The following is an 18,759-nucleotide window of genomic DNA, read 5'->3' as shown; positions in this document are numbered from 1 at the left end:
TTGCCGCCCGTGCGATGAATAAAGGGTGTTGAAGGCACGGGGCGCGGCGTGCAGCGTGCGCGCCGGAACGAATCGGGGGCTCATCATGTGCCGGGTGTTGATTGATCGAATCAACATTGACGGTCCGGTTGGCCGTTTCGTAGTCTCTCGACATCCGTTCATTCAAGGAAAAACCATGTCGAGTGAGAACCGTACCAGGCTGCTGATTGCGCGCAAAGTTCCGACCGCGGTCGGGCGGCGCGCCGAGGCCGAATTCAATGCGTTCGTGACCGAGTCCGATATGGACGCCGCGTCGGTCGTCGATTTCTGCAACCGGTACGACGTGCCCGCGGTGCTGATCGGCAAGAAATCCGGCTTGCAGGCCGAGCATATTGCCGCGCTGCCGCCGACCGTGAAGATCGTCGCGAATGCGAGCGCGGGTTTCGATCACATGGACGTCGCTGCCGCCCGTGCGAAGGGCATCGTCGTCACGAACGCGCCGGACGCGTTGACCGAATGCACGGCCGACTTTTCGATGCTGCTGGTGCTGGCGGCCTGCCGCCGTGCGTCGGAGTACGAACGAATCATGCGCAACGGCTGGGGCAAGTCGTTCGGTATGACCGACATGCTGGGCACGCGGGTCAACGGCAAAACGCTCGGTATCGTCGGCTTCGGGCGCATCGGCCGCGCGGTTGCGAAACGCGCGCAGGGTTTCGGCATGCGGGTGATTTACACGGATATCGCGCGGGCGGCCGAGTCGCTGGAAAACGGCGCGACCTATTACCCGAGCCTCGCCGACATGCTGCCGCATTCCCAGGTGCTGACGCTGCACGTGCCGGGCGGCGGCGTGCCGCTCATGACCAAACACGAGTTCGGACTGCTGCCGAAAGGCGCGGTGTTCGTTAATGCCGCGCGTGGCGGGCTGGTGGACGAAGACGCGCTGTACGACGCGCTCACTTCGGGACATCTGTTCAGCGCGGGTCTGGACGTGTACCGGAACGAACCGAAGGTCGACCAGCGTTTTGCGGCGCTCGACAATGTATTTCTGACGCCGCATATGGCGAGCGCGACGATCGAGACGCGCGACCAGATGGGTTTCACCGCGCTGGACAATGTGGCCGCGGTGCTCGATGGGCGTAGTGCGTTGAACCCGGTGTAATGCATGGCTTGTCCGGATCGCACGTTGCCATACGCGTGTGACCCGGACATATTTCGATCACGCGGTCATCTGTCGGAATGAACGCGTACACCGACCGCAATAAAGAACATCGCGCACGGAAACATGTAGCGATAGGGCACTTGCAGCAACGTGACCCAGATGCCGATCAGCGCCAAGGTTTATCGCGCTGTAGCAGCACACCGGCGGGCCCGCCGCCCGCCCTAAGCACCGCCCGGATTGGAGTGGCGATTGACCCAGATCAAATTGAATTGCGGATCGCGGTCGATGATTCAACTACGCGCCTGCCCGCCCATCGCTCACCTTTCCGGAGATTCGCCATGTACCAGAACATCCTCGTCGCGCTCGACGGCAGCAATGCCTCCAGAAGCGCACTGAAAGAAGCCGTGGGGCTTGCCGGCCTGACGCGAGGCGTCGTCCACCCGGTCTATGTGGTCGACAAGTCGCCGCTCTTTTCCTACGCCGGCTATTACGATCCGATCACGCTGATGGAGGTGCTGCGCAAGGACGGGCACTCGGTGCTGGCGGAGGCGGAGCAGGCCTGCATGGTTGCGGACGTGCAATGCCGCGCGGAAATGACCGAGTCGAACAGCCTGTCCGACGACGTCGCCAGCGCGGTGCTGCGCCACGCGCAGCAGGTCGACGCGGATCTGATCGTGATGGGCACACATGGGCGCCGGGGGATCCGGCGTCTGGTGATCGGCAGCGTCGCGGAACAGGTGCTGCGTTTCTCGCGCTGTCCGGTGCTGCTGATCCGCGAAGAGGGCGGCCACGAACCCGGCTTCGACGAGGACGCTAGCGCAACGAGTCGAGCGGAATCCGGATCGACATCCTGAAGCCTTTGCCCGGTGAACTCGAGAACGCGACGTTGCCGTGCAACTGCCTGACGCGCTCGCGAATGCCAAGCAGACCGAACGATTGCCGGGCGGGCGGCTGGTCCAGCTCGGCGCCGCCGCCGTTGTCCTGGATATCGAGCGCAAGGAGCGCGTTCGCGCATCTCAGGTCGACGCGCACGCGCGTGGCATTCGCGTGCCGCGCGACGTTGGTCAACGCTTCCTGAACGATCCGGAACAACGCGGTCGATGCGAATTCGCCGAAGCCCGGCTCGGCCGGTTCGAGATGAACGCTCGCCCGCACGCCGTAGCGTTTGGTGAAGTCTTCGGCGAGCCAGTCGAGCGCGGCGGCGAGCCCGAGGTCGTCGAGCAGCGGCGGCCGCAAATCGGCCGCGATGCGCCGCAGCGACGTCGCCATCCAGTCGATCTGGATTTGCAGTTCATGCGCCTGCGACGCGAGCGGCCGGGTCGCCGGCCCTGCGTTCAGGTCCGCTTCGAGCACCGCGACGCTCATCTTCAGCGCGGTCAGCCGCTGGCCGAGATCGTCGTGCAGTTCCTGGGCGACGCGTTTCTGTTCGCTCTCGCGGGCGATCTGCACCTGGGTGGATACCAGGTCCGCGCGTTCGAGTTCAGCGAGACGCATGCGCTCGGTCAGATCGCGCGTCACCTTCGCGAAACCGAGCAGCGCGCCGGACTCGTCGTGAACCGCGGAAATGACCACGTCGGCCCAGAAGCGCGAGCCGTCGCGCCGCACGCGCCAGCCTTCGTCCTCGAAGCGGCCGTCGGCGGCGGCGCTGGCGAGCGCGCGAGCGGGTTTGCCGGCCGCGATGTCTTCGGGGGTATAGAAGGTGGAGAAATGCCGGCCGATGATTTCGTCGGACGTATAGCCCTTGATGCGCTGCGCGCCGGGATTCCAGCTGGCCACGCGGCCGCCGGCGTCGAGCATGAAGATCGCGTAGTCGTGAACCGCTTCGATCAACAGAAAATAACGGTCCTCGACGGGGACGTCCGAGATCGACGCCGCACCGGCACCGCGTGCAGACCTGCCACCCGAATCACCCATCGCTCCTCCACGCGCTCCGGCGCGGCGCGTATCCGTGTGCTTGAGTTATATCAGGTCGGGCGGGGCGGTTCCACGTGCGGATCGAATCTGGCCGATATCGACGGCCAGCCGCGGCTACAACTGCGCGAGGCCGTCCGGGTCGACGATGCGGATCGTCCTGCCGTTTGTATTCACGAGGTTTTCGCGCTGGAACTTCGAGAACATCCGGCTCACCGTTTCGAGCTTCATCCCCAGATAGCAGCCGATTTCCTCGCGCGTCATGCGCAGATTGAATTCGGCGGACGAGAAGCCGCGCGCCTTCAGGCGCGTCGACAGGTTCAGCAGAAACGTCGCGACGCGCTGTTCGGCGGTCATCGTGCCGAGCAGCATCATCTGGCTCGATTCGCGCACGATCTCGCCGCTCATCAGCCGATGGATGTGCTGCTGCAGCGGCTTCATCTCGCGGCAAACCGCTTCGAGCTGCGCGAACGGGATGATGCACACGACGCTATCCTCGAGCGCGATCGCATCGCAGTTCTGCCTGCCCGCGCAGACGCCGTCGAGACCCAGCGCATCGCCGGCGATCTGGAAACCGGTCACGTGCTCGCGGCCGTCGCGATGCATCAGCACGGTCTTGAACGAACCCGAGCGCACCGCGTAGATGCTCTGGAAGGTGTCGCCGGCGCGATACAGCACGTCGCCGCGTTTGAGCGAGCGCGTCGAGCAGATCACGGCGTCGAGTTTCGCGAGTTGCTGCGCGGTCAGATCGGGCGGCAGGCAGATCGCGCGCAGCGAGCAATCGGAGCAGCGCGGCGTTCGCTGGGGCGCCGGTAGCTCGGCTTCGAGCGCGTGAAGCGGCAGCATGGGGGCCGGGCGAGGCGTTCGGTAGGCGGGTTCGCAGGTTTGTGCAACGTGCATGATCGGCTCCGGTTGGCTACGCGTAATGCGCCCGCCGCGTCGGATGACGCGGCGGCGGTGGTGTCGGTGCCAATCAGTATCGGTGCCTGTATCTCAAAAATATATCGGCCAGGCTTTAAGTGGGACTCGGAATTCGGGTAGCGGCTGTAGGAAAATTCCTAACGCGCGAGGAGAAGAGCCGATTAGAGCTCGTTTTCGTCGTCGAACAGCTTGTGACGGATTGCGTAGCGCAGCAGCCCGTTCTCGTTGGGCATCTGCATTTTTTCGAGGATGCGGGTCTTGTGCGTGCTGATCGTCTTCACGCTGACGCACAATTCGTTGGCGATTTCGGTGATGCTCTGACCGCCGACGATCCGCCGGAACACCTCGAATTCGCGATTGGACAGCCGCTGGTGCGGCAGCGTGTCGGCCGGCTCCTGCAGATTCTGCGCGAAGCGCTCGGCCATCGCGAGGCTCACGTAGACGCCGCCGGCGGCGATCTTCGTGACCGCGCCGACCAGTTCGGCGCTCGCGCTTTCCTTGGTCAGATAGCCGGATGCGCCCGCCTTGAACGCGCGCACCGCGTATTGCTGCTCCGCGTGCATGGTCAGCACGAGAATGCGCAGCGCGGGTTTCTCGTCCTTGATCTGGCGGATCAGTTCGAGACCGTTGCGCCCGGGCATCGACAGATCGAGCACCAGCACCTGCGCGTCGGTCGCGCGGATCAGCGCGATCGTCGAGGCGCTGTCGGCCGCCTCGCCGGCCACCTCGAAGCCGCTGGCTTTCTGCAGGATATGGCGCAGCCCTTCGCGCACGAGCGTGTGGTCGTCAGCCAGCAACACCTTGATCATGGTCGCTCTCTGCCTGTTGCAGCGATTGCAGGGGAAACGTCACGGTGACGGCGAAACCCGCGTTATCGGCCGTATCGATCCGGACCGAACCGCCGAGCGTGTGAGCGCGTTCGCGCACGCCGATCAGGCCGAAGGGTTTGTGCCGGGTGTCGCCCGGCGGCGGGCGACACGCTCCGCGGCCATTATCCGCTATCCGCAGCATGCAATCGGGGCCGCGCGTGTCGAGCGTCAGTTCGACGGCGCTCGCGTCCGCGTGACGCGCGACGTTGTTCAGCGCTTCCTGAACGATGCGAAACAGCGCGGTCGCGCGTTGCCGCGAATACGCGGCGTCGAGCGGTTCGATCCGGCGCGCGACCTCGATGCCGTAGCGGCGGGTGAAGTCGTTGGCGAGCCAGTCGAGCGCGGCGACGAGTCCGAGATCGTCGAGCATGACCGGGCGCAGGTCGGCGGCGATCCGGCGCAGCGACGCGACTGTGGAGTCGATTACGCCGTGCATGCCGCGCAATTGCGCGGCGACGCCGGCGGTGGTTGCGGCAGTCGTTGCGGCCATGCTTCTCGCAGCGCTTCCGGCGCGCGCCGCGCCGCGTTCGCACAGCGTCTGTTCAAGCGTCGCCAGATCCATCTTCAACGCGGCCAGCTGCTGGCCGAGATCGTCGTGCAGTTCGCGCGCGATCCGGCGTTGTTCCGCTTCGCGCACGTTCTGCAGATTCGCCGACAACTGCCGCAACTCCTCGCGCGACTGCTGCAGCGCATGTTCCGCTTCGACCCGCGCGGTGACGTCGCGCAGCATCACCGTGTACAGCTTGCCGGCGTCTTCGCCGGTTTGCGAAATCGATGCCTCGAGCGGGAATTCCTCGCCGTTCGCGCGCAGGCCCGGCAACACGCGCTGGCCGCCCATCCTCGTGTCGGCGATGCCGGTTACGCCGAACTTCGCGACGTGCGCCGCGTGCGCGCTTCTGAAGCGCAGCGGCACGAAGCGCGCGAGCGGCGTGCCGATCGCTTCGGCCGCGCCGACACCGAACATCCGCTCGGCGGCCGGATTGAAGAACACGATGTTCTGCGAGTCGTCGATCGTGATGATCGCTTCCATCGACGAGCGGATGATCGCCATCATCCGCGCCTCGGCGCGCCTGGGGTCGGCTAGCACCCGCGACGCGGCGGCCAGCCACACCAGCGCGGCGAGCAGCGCGGCGGCCGTCATGCCGGCGACGAGCAGCAGCGCGGCAGCGTGCGCGTGCGCCGGATTGCGCGCGACCACGCGGCTGGCGACGAGCGCGACGGCGGTAGCGAGCGCGTAGGTCAGCAGAGCGCGCAGCGCCGCACCGGCCAGCGACGCCCGACGATCTGCGTTACGGGTGAACATCGCGTTCTGCTGACGGGGGCCGTCGGGATGGCTTCGATCCACCGTCAATGCGACAGCAGGACCGGCACCGTCATCGAGCGCAGCATCGTGCGCGTCGCGCCTCCCAGCACGACTTCGTGCAGGCGCGAATGCGCGTACGCGCCCATCACGATCAGGTCGCAACCGAGCTCGGACGCCTGCGACAGCAGCGCGTCGCCGACCGGCGTATCGGTTGCGACGCTCAGCTCCCGTACGTCGGCCTTCACGCCGTGACGGGCGATGCTCTGCGCGATGTCGGCGCCGGCAATGCGATCGGGCGCGGTCCGGTCGCGTGGCGAATGGACGGTCAGCAGCGTGACTTTTGCGGCATCCACCAGCAACGGCAGCGCGTCGGCGATCGCGCGGGTCGCTTCGCGGCTGCCGTCCCAGGCGATCAGCGCGTGCCGGCCCGGCGCCGCGAAGGTTCCCGCCGACGGCACCAGCAGCACCGGACGCCCGGCCGACAACACAATGTGCTCGACGAACTGCTCGGCGACAAAAGACTCGGGATCGGCCGGATTGGACTGCCCGAGCACGATCAGATCGGCCAGACGCGCGTACGGCGGCACCGCGTCGTTCGCATAGCCGTTCGCCGCGATCCACTCGCCGTCGACGTTCGCGCGCGCGAGTTCCGCACGAAACAGCCGCTCCAGCGCGCCGGCCCGTTCGTGGCGCTGGCGCTCGTGCTCGGCGTAATACCCGGCGGTGCCGGCCATCACGAGAAACGCGTGGCGCGGCGGCACGTAGGTCGAGAACAAGCCGGTCAGCCGCGCGTGAAAGCGGTGCGCGAGCTGCAACGCGAACTCCAGACGCGGGTGCGCGCGAGCGCTCGTATCGAGGTGAACGAGGATGCTGTGGTAGCTCATCGCCGGGCTCCGTGCAGAACGTAAGAATCTGAGAACGTCAGAAACGGGCGGGCCGCCCGTGGTGAGATCGAGTCTAGGAGCGGCGGGCGTGCCGAGTTTGACCCAGGTCAAATACTGCGTTGCGCGTCGGCACACGATAAGCCAGTGGCAAACAGCGCTGATAGCGGACTGGCCGGGCAGTGCCCGGGCGATTTTCGGAGCGCGGAGGCAAGCATGGGCATCGGCATGCAGGTCGTCTATCTCGGCTTCGCCGGCGCGGCGCAACTGGAAGCGGAGGCGGGGGCGCAACTGGTGCGTCTCGCGCGGTTCGGCGCGCTGCTGTCGAACTGCCATCTCGCGATCGAGGCGCTCGGCACCCGTTCCGGCAACCCGCTCTATGACGTGCGGCTCGATCTGATCACGGCGGCCCACGAACTCCGGCCGATCGCGCATTGCACGAATGCGAACGCGGAGGAAGCGATTCGCCGCGCGTTCGATCTCGCCGAAAAACAGCTGGAAACAACGGTCGTCGCGTTGTTTAACAGCCGCGCCGATGGGCGGACGTCATGATGCCTGGACGAGCAGCAGCGGCACCGGCGTAAGCCGCGCGACCCGCTCGGCGACGCTGCCCAGCAGCCAGCGGGTCACGCCGCGTCGCCCGTGCGTGCCCATCACGATCATGTCCGCCTGCCAGCGCGCGGCCTCGCGCACGATCGCGTGGGCCACGTCGTCGCCGCTGCGCTCGGTCAGCACGAGTTCGGTGCCCGCTCCGCCGGATGCATCCGTCAACACGGGACGGGCCGCGCCAAGCACGCGCACGCCTTCGTTGGCGAACGCGTCTTCCAGCGTGGTGACCGACAGCGCGCGTGCGCTGAGGCCGCTCAGGCGCTCCGCGCGATCGACTACATAGATTGCTCGCAACGACGTGTCCGGCGTGGCGAAGCGCACGCCATAGCGGAGCGCCGCGCTGGCCTGTTCGCTGCCATCGACCGCGAACAGGATGCGCTGGAGCGAAGGGCGCTCCTGTGCGTCAGCGGCGGCGGGAACGATCAGGATCGGGCACGGAGCGAATCGCGCCAACGGCGCGGAAACGGTGCCTTCGACCCAGCGCAGCAAGCCGTGATGCTGATGCGCGCCGGTGACGATCAGATCCGCCTGCCACGCGCGGGCCGCATCGAGCAGCGCGTGCACGACGTCGCCGCCGGACTTCGCCAGATCGATTGCCGTGGTGTCCACGCTCGCGTCGCAACCCGACAGGGTTTCGACGCCGGCGGCCAGCGCGTCGTGCGCGTCGCGCAGAAGTTCGTCGCGCGCGGCGTCCAGCACGCTGCGTACCAGCGATCCCGCCGGCACCAGCGTGCGCGGGTTCTCCGCAATGCTGACCAGACGGATCGCGCCGCCCGGCGCGACGAGACGGCTCGCGTACGCGAGCGCATGTTGCGATGCGGTGGAACGATCGAGCGCGACCAGTACTTTGGTGGGCAGCGTCGATGTTGGAGAGGCTGAAAGCGGGGAGTTCATGATCCGCTCCTTGCGGGTGGTTGGCGGACTGATGGACGAAATTTTCCGGGCTCATGCGCCGACGTGTTTGACTGAGGTCAAGTTCGCGTCGACGCGGGAGCCGCGGTTGCGCTCGCTTCATTCGCGTCTGCCCGGCGAATTCGACAGCGGCTCACAGGGAGTTCGCGGCTTGCCCGTGCGTCCGGCCGCATTTGATGTGGATCAAAGGCGCGGCACGGCGCACGGCTACGCTGAAGTTTCGGCCCACGGCGCCGGGAAGCCCGGGCGCGCGAGCGGTTTCCGGCGCGCGTGACCGGTCGGCATGCGCGGGCGAAAAACAGAAGGAGTCCCCAATGACGTTATCGGCAAACCTGCAACAGGGAACCTGGTCCGTGAGCGTGCGGACGAACGAGGCGCAAGGCGGCGGCTACCAGTCGACGATCTTCGTCAAGCATTCGTCGCCGGGCGGCGACTTCGAACATGGCTTTCACCACGCGACGACCTTTGCGTCCGAACGCGAAGCGGTGCTCGAAGGGCTGCGCGAAGGGATGACCTGGATCGCGCTGAAGACGACCCGGACCATCGCGGTGTAGAAGCGCGGACGAGCGACTAGCGTCGTCTCGTTGCAAACGCGTCGCCGATCTGCCGCGCCCGGGTGACTTCATCGCTGTGCAGATAGATCGACGTGGTCGACACGGATGCGTGCCGCAGATTGTCCCGCACCGTCGTCAGTTCGGCGCCGCGGCTGAGCGCATGGCTTGCATGCGTGTGGCGCATCCAGTGGGTGCTGGCGTCGCGCAGTTTGGCGGCGAGAGGCGGATGATCCGCTTCGATATCGGCCGCGGCCAGCAGAAAGAAGCGCTTGAGCACACCCCACAACCGCACGCTGCTGATCGCCGCGGCGCTGTCCGTTTCGAGACTGCCGATGACCGGTGTTTGCGGACGCCATTGCACCGCCACAACCGGTAGTCCCCGTTCGGCCAGATAGCGCGCGAGCGCATCCCACGCGAGCGGCGGCAGCGCGACCTGCGCGAGCTTGTTGCCCTTGCCGGTCACGTGCAACCAGTGATCGCCGCGCGCATCCGTTCTGACGTTGCCGAGCGTCGCGCCGACCAGTTCGCTCGCGCGCAAGCCGGTCGCATAGCCGAAATCGAGCAGAAAACGCAGACGCTGCGCGGCCGGCACGCTCCAGCCGGATGAGGGCGATGGCGCCGATCGTGCCGATCTTGCCGATGACGCTGCCGCGTCGTCGCGAAACTCGAGGCCGTCGGCGATCGTGCGCACTAGCGCCCATTCGCCTTCGGTGAACGCATGCGACGTATCGAGCGTCGCCGCGCCGTTGCCGCCGCGCACTTTCACGCCGGAAAACGGATTGGCGAGCACGTAGCGTTGCTCGATCAGCCAGCGCATCAGCGCGCCGAGGATCGACAGCGCGTGCGCGACCGAGCGCTCCGACAGATTGCCGTTGAACGGCCGCCATTCCGGCGACGTACGCGGCCGCACCGGGCCGACCCAGCGTGCGTGCGGCGCAGGACGGCGCAGAAACGCGCGATACGCGATCGCGTCTTCGGTGGTCAGCGACGACAGCGCGCGGTCCCGTTCGACGATCGCCCACAGGATCAGACGCTCGGCTTCCTTGCGATACGTGCGCCGGGTCGCGGGCGACTCCTGCAGCGCGAGCCAGGTCTGCACGGCTTCGTAGTCGTTCGATGCGTCCAGCGTGCAGGTCGCCGCCGGCGCGCGAAACGTGCCGTTGCTGCCGTCGACCTCGTGCGGCAGCTTCAGCGTTTCCCACGGCACGATGTCGCTGCGCTGGCTCGCCACGATCAGCGTGCGGGCCTTTTCGGTGAGCGCGGGCCACGCGGCAAAGAACTGTTCGATCGCGCGCGCACTCGCCGCGCCGAGGCCGGGCACCGCTTTCCACCATTGACGCCGGCGCGGCACCCGCACGGTCAGATCGGCCAGCGTCGCGATGCCGTGTTCGCGCAGCACGCGCACCGCGCGCGGGGCGAGCCATTGTTCGATGTCGTCGGCGATTTGCGGCGCGGCTGGACGCGCGGTGCGCAGGATCTCGATCACGTGCGCGACGGTCTTCGCGTGCTGTTCGCGTTCGTTGGCCGGATGGTCGAGCAGCGCGGCGAGATCGGCGCGATGCAGGGAGCGCGCAACGGCCAGCAGCTGGCGACGGATTTTGCCGAGCACGCCGCGCGCGGATTTGTGCTCGCCCAGTTGCGCGGGCAGGTAGCGTGCTACCGCCTGCCGTACCGGCAGGCCCGCGTACCACGCGCGTAATACCGCGAGTTCGTCGGCGTTGGGCAGCGTGGCGGCGGTGGGGGCGGGGAGTGACGGTGTGGTGGCGGGGCGCGATTTCATGAGCGTGAGTTTAACGCGTAAATCGATGTCTTATGATAAGAAAAGTTATCTTAGCGGCTGCAAGTTCGGGCACGGAATAATGTGGATGCTTGACCTGGGGCGTCGCGTTCGGGCTGTTATCGGCCGGCCGGGCTAGTGGCGGCGCGCGCGCTGGGCTTGAGCTTGCGACTCAACCGGAGGCTGCGCCTGTCCGACCGGCGCTTGCTCACCCGCACCGCCCTCCAGCTGATGCAGCAACGTCGGTGACAGAAAACACCCCATCACAGCGGACAGAATGATAAAAATCGCCGCCGCATCGATGAGAAACCCGAAGCGGACGAAAATATAAAAGCAGCACAGCACGTTCAGCAGATGCAGCGACACGCCGACCACCGCGAGTCCCCTCGGCACCGCCTTCATAAACGACGGCAGCCGCGTGCCCTTGCGTGGCACGTACCAGATGATCAGCAGCCCGAACACCATGATGAAGCCGGTCTCCGCCCATTTCAGCCATGTCGGGCGGCGCAGGAAACGGCCTTCGAAGATCGTCTCGATCACCTGCGCCTGAATCTCGATCCCCGGCACGAGTTCGCCGAGCGGCGTCGTGCGCATGTCGGTCACGCCGGCGCCGGTCAGGCCGACCAGCACGAGTTTGTCGCGAAAGCGTTGCGGGTCGACCGTGCGTTGCAGCACCTCGCGCGCCGACACGTAGCGCGCCAGCGTCGAGTGGATCGACGCGAAATGCAGCCAGATGTCGCCGCCCGGTTGCGTCGGCACCAGCGCATCCGCGACGCCGACTGTTTGCACGCCCGAGCGGTCGGTATAGACATCGATGGCAGGCGACCCGGTCGCGACGCGCAGCATTTCGATCGGCAGACTCGGCACGAGTTTGTCGCCAAGTCCCATCACGAGCGGCAAATGCCGGACCACGCCTTGTTCCAACGCGACGCTCAGCAGCGCCTGTCCATGCGCGGCCGCCTGCAGCATCGGCAGGCTCGCGAGCACATAGTCGAAGCGCGGCACGCGAGCGAGCGTAGCGTTGCCGTGCAGCAGGATCGGCGCGCTGCGCAGTGAGGTGCGGGTCTCGACCGCGGGATGATCGAGCGCGGCCGCGCCGAGGATCGTCGGCGCCGCGTGCAACGACGCGGCGAGAATCCCGTCGTGTGTCGGCAGCGCGCGCAACGCGGCGGCGAGTGCGGTGCTGCCGGGCGGCAGGTTGTCGGCGACGCGCTCGGGAGAGGTCTCGTCCGGCTCTGGCATATAGATGTCGAGTCCGATCGCCAGTGGTTTCTGCGCCGCAATCGCGTCGATCAGACCGGCGAGGCGGTTGCGCGGCCACGGCCACTGGCCGGTGGCCGCGAGCGTCTCCTCGTCGATCTCGACGATGATCACCGGCTGCGCGTCCGGCACGCGCGGATAGTGGCGCTCGTACTGATCGAACAGCAGTTGCCGAGCCGATTTGAACGAGTCGGGCAGGGCTTCGTCGACCGTATCGACAAACGACGGACGCGCAATGTCGCTCGGCCATTCGCTGATCAGGTTCAGCAGACTCAGGCCGACCAGCACGATCAATGCGATCGGTCGCCCCTGCATCGCTTTCAGCAGTCTGCCGATGCGCGCGTGCCGGAGGTCGTGGAAGCGTTTCATCGCAGGCGAGGGCCGTCAGCGGCGCCGGGCAGGAGTGCTCATTGAATCGTGATGACGACCCGCCGGTTCATCCGGTTGGGCACGCCGTCCGGCGTCGGCACGAGCGGCTCGCGTTTGCCGCGCGCGGCGGTCTCGATCTGCTTGGCGGGAATGCCCTGCTTGACGAGGAACGCCGCCGCGCTTTGCGCGCGCCGCATCGACAGCCGGTCGTTGAACTCGTCCGAGCCCGCCAGATCGGTGTGGCCGATCACGACGACCTGCGGCGCGGGCCAGTTCGCCAGCACCGTTTTCATTTTCTCGACGGTGGCCGGCGACTGCGGCGCCAGTTCGGTGGCGGAGTCGAACAGGAAGAACAGCGTGAAGGTCTGCGGTCGCGGTGGGCGCGCCGCGAGCAGATCGCTGTAACGCGTTTGTACGGTCTGCTGACTATCGGCTGTCGCTTCGATCTTGCCGTTCTGTGCGACGTCGACGCCGGCATAAGCCGTGTTGATGGTCTGCTCGCCTTTCGCGCTATGCACGACGATCGTGCCGACCTTGCCGTCGGGATCGGGCAGCAGGATGACCTTGTCCGGCGGCGTACTGCATCCGGCCAGCCAGCTCAGCGCGACGAACAACGCTGCTGTTGCCGGCGGCGCGATGCGCCCGGATCGGAGCAGGGCCTTCAAGGCGCCGTCTCCCGTTGATCGCCGACTTCGATAATGAACTGCGTGCCGCGCACGCCGAGCGTGGTGGTCGGCGTGCTGAAGCGGACCGAGTCGGGATTCGCCTTGGCCAGCTTGCCGGAGATCACCGCGAGCGAACCGTGTTTGACGCTCGCGTGCAGCACGCCGTCATAGGTCTTGCTGTCGAACGCGAACTGCTCGAGTTCGAGCGTGGTGTTGGCGCCGGCGGACAGCTGGGTCGTGTCGCGCAGCGTGATGCCGACCGACGATTCCGGGCCGGTCACGACGCGGTCGTGGCTGTATACGTCGCTGCCGATGCTCGCCGCCGCGCTGCCTGCCGGCCGCTCGATCCGCACCGTGCCCTTGACGGTTTTGACGACGCCGGCGACATCGGCGGCGACGGCGGGTGCGCTTGCCGGTGCGGTAGTAGACGCGGCGTTCGCGTTGGGGTCTGCGGCGAGCGCGTTAGAGGCGATGAAAGTGCAGAACGCGCAACAGGCGCTAACGGAAGTAGCCGCGACGAGGCCACGCGCGACAGTCGGGACACGGGTGATCGAGCGGGCATGCATCGGTGACACCTGCTGGCGAAAACGCTAATTCCACGCGGCGGCGCGGCTTGCCGATGCCGACGTGGGGCTGTGACCGGAAACGACCGACTGCGCGTGCGTTGAGACAGGTGCTGGGCAGGCGCAAACGGAGACCCGGCAAAAAAGCGGGGCGTCGTTTGTGCTGCAACGAAAAGAGTAGGGTGACCGGCGCGCGCCGTTCTGTGCGGTTGCGCGCATTTCGTGAGAGGCGTATGAGGCGGGGGTGTGAGCCGCCAGGCGTTATCGGCCTTGAAATGGCGGCATTGGCGGGTGGCGCCTCGTGATGTCAGCCACGCGTTGCGGATGAGCGGCGACCTCGATTCATACCGAGGCCGCGCCCGCCCGAATTAATGATGCACGGACAAATGCGCGTCGCCCTACGCAAGCATTACGACACCGCAGCCTGCGCGGCGGCCGCTTCGGCGGCAACCACCGCGGGCGACACGATCGCCGGCTGGCCGGTCTGCTGACGCGAACGCCCGGAGCTCAGATAGTCGGCGATCGAATCCTGCGTGACTTCGCCGATATAGCGGCCGTCCGCGTCCAGCACCGGCATCCACGACGAGTTGAACTGATACATCTTCGACAGCACGATGCGCAGATGCTCGTCGGCGCTGGCGGTCGCCTTGAACGGCGTCAGATGATCGCCGCACACGCCTTGGCCCGCGCGCGCCGCGCGGCGCGTCACGTAGCCGAGCGCCTGCTGGTTGTCGTCGACGACCGTCAGATAGCGGTTGTCGCTGTCGTCCATGATCTGGAACGCGCGAGTGAGCGGCAGATCGGCGCGCGCGGTTTCCGGCTGGGTGGCGGCGTCGCCGGCCTTCACCAGCAACAGACGCTTCAACGTGCTGTCCTGACCGACGAACGCGCCGACGAAATCGTCGCGCGGATGCGCGAGCAGCGTATCCGGGTGATCGTATTGCACCAGCTGGCCACGGCGGAACACGGCGACCCGGTCGCCGAGCTTGATCGCTTCGTCGATGTCATGGCTCACCATGATCACCGTCTTGTTCAGCTGACGCTGCATCTGGAAGAACTCGTTCTGGATCGATTCGCGGTTGATCGGATCGACCGCGCCGAACGGCTCGTCCATCAGCAGCACCGGCGGATCGGCGGCCAGTGCGCGAATCACGCCGATACGCTGTTGCTGTCCGCCGGACAACTCGCGCGGATAGCGCTTCAGGTACTGCTTCGGATCGAGCGCGACCATCGACATCAGTTCGGTGGCCCGCTCGCGGCAGCGCTTCTTGTCCCAGCCGAGCAGACGCGGCACGACCGTGATGTTCTCCTCGATCGTCATGTTCGGGAACAGACCGATCTGCTGGATCACGTAGCCGATATGGCGGCGCAACTCGACCTCGTTCAGGCCCGACGTATCTTCGCCATTGATCAGCACGCGGCCCGAGGTCGGTGCGATCAGGCGGTTGATCATCTTCAGCGTGGTGGTCTTGCCGCAGCCCGAAGGCCCGAGAAACACGCAGATTTCGCCTTCGCCGACGGTGAGGCTCACCGAATCGACCGCCTTGATCTGCTGGCCGTCCTTCTGCGTAAAGGTCTTTGTCAGTTTGTCGAGTTCGATCATGTCTTTTGCACTCCCTTCGGTGTCAGCAGGCGTTGCAGCGCTTGCAGCAGCAGGTCGGCGACGATCGCGAGCACGCTCACGAGCACCGCGCCGACCAACAGTTTCATCATGTTGCTTTGGCCGATCGCACGGATGATCAGGTTGCCCAGACCTCCCGCGCCGATCACCGCGGCGATCGTCATCACGCCGATGTTCATCACGACAGCGGTGCGCACACCGCCGAGAATCACCGGCACCGCGAGCGGCAGGTCGACCAGACGCAACCGTTGCCAGACGGTCATGCCGATGCCGAGGCCGGCCTCCTTGATGCCGGCGTCCACGTTGCGCAGCGCGAGGTAGGTGTTGCGCATGATCGGCAGCAGCGAATAGAGGAACACGGCGGTGATCGCCGGCACCGCGCCGACGCCCTGGCCGAAGCGCGAGAACAGCGGAATCATCAGGCCGAACAGCGCGATCGACGGCAAGGTCAGCACCACGGTCGCGATGCTCAGCAACGGCGCGGCCAGCCATTCGTGGCGATTGATCAGGATCCCCAACGGTACGCCGACGACGATCGCGCAGCCCACCGCGATCCCCACCAGCCACACGTGTTGCGCGGTCAGTTGCAGCAGTTCCGGCCAGTTGGCCGACAGATAGTCGAATACAGTCATCAAAAGGTCTCCGCTCAGGGCAACGGGTGGGCGCGCAGGAATTCGGCCGCGACTTCACGCACCGGCTTGCCGTCGATATCGACCTGCTTGTTCATCTCCAGCATCACGTCGTTGTTCAGTACCGCCGACAGCGCGTTCAGTTGCGCGGCGAGCTTCGGGTTCTGGTCGAGCGTGGCCTTACGCACCACCGGCGTCGCGTTGTACGCGGGGAAATGGTGCAGGTCGTCTTCGAGCGGCACGATGTCGAAGCCCTTCACGCGGCCGTCCGTCGTGTAAATCAGACCGATCGGCACCTGCGCGTTATGCAACGCCGTGTACACGAGGCCCGGATCCATCTGGCGCGTTTCGGCGCGGCTGAAGCTCATTCCGTACGCCGCTTCGAGCGGCTTCAGGCCGTCCGGGCGATTGGCAAACTCGGCGTCCATCGCGAACACATGCTTCTTGTCCGGCTCGGCGGCGATCTTCGCGGCGAGCTGCGAGATCGTGCGGATGCCGGTCTCCTCGGCGTACTTTTGCGGCAGGCCGAGCGCGTACGTGTCGTTCAACGGCGACGCATCGAGCCAGACGAGGCCGCGCTTCGCGTCGAGCTCCTTCACGCGTTCGTACATCGCTTTGGCGTCGAGCTTTTCGGTGATCTTGTTGTAGACCAGCGCGGACGTGCCCGTGTATTCCCACACCACGTCGATCTGGCCGTTCTCCTGCGCGCTGCGCATCAGCGTGCTGCCGAGACCGGCACGCGCATCGATCGTGTAGCCCTTCGAGCGTAAATATTGCGCGGTAATTTCGTTGAGCACGTACTGCTCGGTGAAATTTTTACCGCCGACCACCAGTGTCGTCGCGCTCGCGTGCAGGCTTGCGAGCAACAACGCGCCGGCCGCGAGCCAGCGGTTCGGTTTGAGCAGATTGATCATGCGGCCACCCCGCGTCGCGCGAGCATGTAGCGGCTGCCGGCCGCGACGATGCCGTCGAGTACCAGCGCGAGAATCGCGGTCGCCGCCGCGCCGAGCAGAAGCTGCTGCTGATTGTTCAGATAGATGCCCGGGAAGATCAGCGTGCCGAGGCTGTCGGCGCCGATCAGATAGGCGAGCGGCGCGCTGCCGACGTTGATCGCGAGCGCGGTGCGCACACCGCCGATGATGATCGGCAGTGCATTGGGCAACTCGACGCGCACGAGCGACTGCCAGCCGGTCATGCCGATGCCGCGCGCCGCTTCCTTCAACGCGGGCGACACGTTCTTCATCCCTTCGTACGCGTTGCGGGTGATCGGCAGCAGCGACGCGAGGAACAGCGCGACCAGCGCCGGAATATCGCCGATCCCGAAGACGCCGAGCGCGATCGCCAGTACTGCCAACGAAGGCACGGTGTTACCGATGTTGAAGATCTGCATGAAGCGCTCGGCGTGACGCGCGAACGCGGGCCGGCTCAGCATCACGCCGCACGGGATGCCGACCAGCAGCGCGGCCGCCATCGAATAGCCGACCAGCAGCAGATGCCGTTTCGTGTAGTAGGCGAGATCCGGCGCGTATTGATGCAACGCGGCGGGGTCGATGACGTGACCCAGCAATGCAACGACGATGCCGAGAGCCACGAGACTGCCGATCAGTCTGGCAGGACGATGAATCATGAAGATGCGCCTCCGTGTTCGAGCGACGCGCGCAATAGGCCACGCCGCACAGGCGCCATTAAGGCGCTGCGAATGGGAAGTTCGGGACGCGGCAGGTGCCGCGAATTGAACCGAGTGATGCCGGGACTCTGTACGACTTGCCCGACGCGAGGACGCGGCACGATGCGTTGTCCTCGATGGCTTGCCAGTGTGCGGTAGCAATACTGGTGCCAGATCCTTCGATGAGTGGACGGCGGCGTTGAGCCGCTTGTCCGGCAGGGCTTGGCAAGCCCCTTGGGAAACCGGTTTTAGGGCCGGTGCTGGGTCGAATACGGCGTTTCGTATAACTTGTATTCAACCCCTTCTAACGTAGCCTATTTGGCTGCGATTTCGCGGTTAGGGTGCGGCGATTATAGTCGGGGTATGCTGATTCGTCTACCCATGCGGTTAATCCAGAGGCTGCGCGCGTGAGCGCCGTCGTCGTGTGGCGTGCAACGAATACGCTGATCTGGAGTGCGAATTAATCGGTTGCGCGCGAGCACCGGGTCAGTCTGGAGGGGCTCGATAGCGCGACTCGCGTCGCGTCAGATCCGGTCAGGTCAGGTCAGCGCCGCCGTGCGCATATTTCAGCAGTCCGCGCTTGATTGCCTTGTAGAGCGTCGGGCCGAGCGCATCCGCCAGTTCCTGTTCGGTTGCTTCCACCGCGGCGTGGAAATGGTCGAGCCAGTCCCGGCCTTTCGCTGTGAACAGCACGATCTTCGCGCGTCCGTCCGTCGGGTCCGGTTCGCGCATCACGATGCCGAGCGTCTCGAGCTGGGTGACGAGTTCGCCGATCGACTGCTTCGTCATCGACGCGCGGCGTGCCAGCTCGACCGCGCGCGTTCCGTCGAGATCGAGGTTGCGCGTCACCGTGATGTGACTGAGCGTGCATTCGCCGTGACCGCCGCGCGCCATCTTTTCCAGCACGCTTTCCTCGAAGCGGTGAACGGCTTCATTGAGCAGTCTGCCGATATTCGTCGCTCGCCACGCATCGTCGATGCCGGGAATCGTTGCGTTATCGCGCGCCGCGGCGCGCGTTCTGTTTCGTTTGCGGGGCGTATCGGATGCTACTGCCATGGTCGTTGCGGTTCCGGCTGAAAGCGGGCTGGGAGGTGTCTTGACTTCGGTAGCG

General features: G+C 66.0%; 19 protein-coding genes and 1 pseudogene. 5 read left to right on the top strand and 15 right to left on the bottom strand.

Translation table 11 applies throughout. The annotated features are described in order from the left end of the window. Positions 1-175: 175 nt before the first annotated feature. Together BTH42_RS13065 and BTH42_RS13060 are read left to right on the top strand one after the other, a co-directional pair. Entirely contained in the window at positions 176-1,138 is a 963-nt protein-coding gene (locus tag BTH42_RS13065; protein WP_075299874.1) for a D-glycerate dehydrogenase, read from the top strand. A gap of 338 nt (positions 1,139-1,476) precedes the next feature. Continuing rightward, the gene (locus BTH42_RS13060) at positions 1,477-1,992 is read left to right on the top strand and encodes a universal stress protein (protein WP_075299872.1); all 516 of its coding nucleotides are present in this window, start codon (positions 1,477-1,479) and stop codon (positions 1,990-1,992) included. On the opposite strand, the gene BTH42_RS13055 is transcribed toward BTH42_RS13060, so the two are convergent. The 5 genes and pseudogenes from BTH42_RS13055 to BTH42_RS13035 form a co-directional block, all read right to left on the bottom strand. Then, complete coding sequence (locus BTH42_RS13055; RefSeq protein WP_075299862.1) at positions 1,952-3,052, bottom strand: PAS domain-containing sensor histidine kinase; 1,101 nt, start codon at positions 3,050-3,052, stop codon at positions 1,952-1,954. The genes BTH42_RS13060 and BTH42_RS13055 overlap by 41 nt on opposite strands. A gap of 114 nt (positions 3,053-3,166) precedes the next feature. Continuing rightward, on the bottom strand, positions 3,167-3,949 hold the full coding sequence (gene fnr, locus BTH42_RS13050) for a fumarate/nitrate reduction transcriptional regulator Fnr (protein ID WP_075299860.1): 783 nt from the start codon (positions 3,947-3,949) through the stop codon (positions 3,167-3,169). 182 nt (positions 3,950-4,131) lie between these two features. Further along, positions 4,132-4,779 (bottom strand): response regulator transcription factor, encoded by a 648-nt coding sequence (locus tag BTH42_RS13045; RefSeq protein WP_075299858.1) that lies wholly within the window; start codon positions 4,777-4,779, stop codon positions 4,132-4,134. Continuing rightward, a pseudogene (locus BTH42_RS13040) lies at positions 4,757-6,007 on the bottom strand (PAS domain S-box protein); the annotation flags it as partial. The gene BTH42_RS13045 and the pseudogene BTH42_RS13040, both read right to left, overlap by 23 nt. Positions 6,008-6,186: 179 nt before the next feature. Then, positions 6,187-7,026, bottom strand: a complete 840-nt coding sequence (locus BTH42_RS13035; protein ID WP_075299854.1) for a universal stress protein — start codon at positions 7,024-7,026, stop codon at positions 6,187-6,189. Between the two features lie 213 nt (positions 7,027-7,239). Here BTH42_RS13035 and BTH42_RS13030 point away from each other — a divergent pair, with 213 nt between their 5' ends. Continuing rightward, positions 7,240-7,575 carry a hypothetical protein gene (locus BTH42_RS13030; RefSeq protein WP_075299852.1) on the top strand — a complete coding sequence of 112 codons (336 nt, stop codon included), beginning with the start codon at positions 7,240-7,242 and terminating at the stop codon, positions 7,573-7,575. Here BTH42_RS13030 and BTH42_RS13025 read toward each other — a convergent pair. Continuing rightward, on the bottom strand, positions 7,570-8,526 hold the full coding sequence (locus BTH42_RS13025) for a universal stress protein (RefSeq protein ID WP_075299850.1): 957 nt from the start codon (positions 8,524-8,526) through the stop codon (positions 7,570-7,572). The two genes, BTH42_RS13030 and BTH42_RS13025, sit on opposite strands and share 6 nt — an antisense overlap. Here BTH42_RS13025 and BTH42_RS13020 point away from each other — a divergent pair. Together BTH42_RS13020 and BTH42_RS13015 are read left to right on the top strand one after the other, a co-directional pair. After that, positions 8,525-8,818 (top strand): hypothetical protein, encoded by a 294-nt coding sequence (locus tag BTH42_RS13020; protein ID WP_143752034.1) that lies wholly within the window; start codon positions 8,525-8,527, stop codon positions 8,816-8,818. The two genes, BTH42_RS13025 and BTH42_RS13020, sit on opposite strands and share 2 nt — an antisense overlap. 40 nt (positions 8,819-8,858) lie before the next feature. Next, positions 8,859-9,098: a hypothetical protein gene (locus BTH42_RS13015; RefSeq protein WP_075299846.1), complete on the top strand. Its 240-nt coding sequence runs from the start codon at positions 8,859-8,861 to the stop codon at positions 9,096-9,098. 16 nt (positions 9,099-9,114) lie between these two features. Here the strand turns inward: BTH42_RS13015 and BTH42_RS13010 are convergent, their stop codons facing one another. The 9 genes from BTH42_RS13010 to BTH42_RS12970 form a co-directional block, all read right to left on the bottom strand. Next, entirely contained in the window at positions 9,115-10,878 is a 1,764-nt protein-coding gene (locus BTH42_RS13010) for a site-specific integrase (protein ID WP_075299844.1), read from the bottom strand. Between the two features lie 132 nt (positions 10,879-11,010). After that, positions 11,011-12,504, bottom strand: coding sequence for a CHASE2 domain-containing protein (locus BTH42_RS13005; protein ID WP_083654779.1), 1,494 nt, complete (start codon positions 12,502-12,504; stop codon positions 11,011-11,013). A gap of 38 nt (positions 12,505-12,542) precedes the next feature. Continuing rightward, positions 12,543-13,169 (bottom strand): OmpA family protein, encoded by a 627-nt coding sequence (locus tag BTH42_RS13000; RefSeq protein ID WP_083654778.1) that lies wholly within the window; start codon positions 13,167-13,169, stop codon positions 12,543-12,545. Further along, positions 13,166-13,735 (bottom strand): FecR domain-containing protein, encoded by a 570-nt coding sequence (locus BTH42_RS12995; RefSeq protein WP_083654777.1) that lies wholly within the window; start codon positions 13,733-13,735, stop codon positions 13,166-13,168. Before BTH42_RS12995 ends, BTH42_RS13000 begins: the two co-directional genes overlap by 4 nt. 406 nt (positions 13,736-14,141) lie before the next feature. Continuing rightward, positions 14,142-15,335: a betaine/proline/choline family ABC transporter ATP-binding protein gene (locus tag BTH42_RS12990; protein ID WP_075299842.1), complete on the bottom strand. Its 1,194-nt coding sequence runs from the start codon at positions 15,333-15,335 to the stop codon at positions 14,142-14,144. Then, a complete protein-coding gene (locus tag BTH42_RS12985; RefSeq protein ID WP_075299840.1) occupies positions 15,332-15,985 on the bottom strand; it encodes an ABC transporter permease in 654 nt (217 codons plus the stop codon). The genes BTH42_RS12990 and BTH42_RS12985 overlap by 4 nt, the downstream gene beginning before the upstream one ends. 14 nt (positions 15,986-15,999) lie before the next feature. Then, entirely contained in the window at positions 16,000-16,896 is an 897-nt protein-coding gene (locus BTH42_RS12980; protein ID WP_075299838.1) for a glycine betaine ABC transporter substrate-binding protein, read from the bottom strand. Further along, on the bottom strand, positions 16,893-17,609 hold the full coding sequence (locus BTH42_RS12975) for an ABC transporter permease (protein WP_075299836.1): 717 nt from the start codon (positions 17,607-17,609) through the stop codon (positions 16,893-16,895). The genes BTH42_RS12980 and BTH42_RS12975 overlap by 4 nt, the downstream gene beginning before the upstream one ends. 573 nt (positions 17,610-18,182) lie before the next feature. Beyond that, a complete protein-coding gene (locus tag BTH42_RS12970) occupies positions 18,183-18,704 on the bottom strand; it encodes a MarR family winged helix-turn-helix transcriptional regulator (RefSeq protein WP_083654776.1) in 522 nt (173 codons plus the stop codon). Positions 18,705-18,759: the final 55 nt, after the last annotated feature.

Origin of the sequence: Burkholderia sp. SRS-W-2-2016 (assembly GCF_001931485.1) — a bacterium.
Classification (GTDB): domain Bacteria; phylum Pseudomonadota; class Gammaproteobacteria; order Burkholderiales; family Burkholderiaceae; genus Paraburkholderia.
Note: the sequence above shows the minus strand (reverse complement) of the source record. Positions and strands in the feature narration are given on the sequence as shown.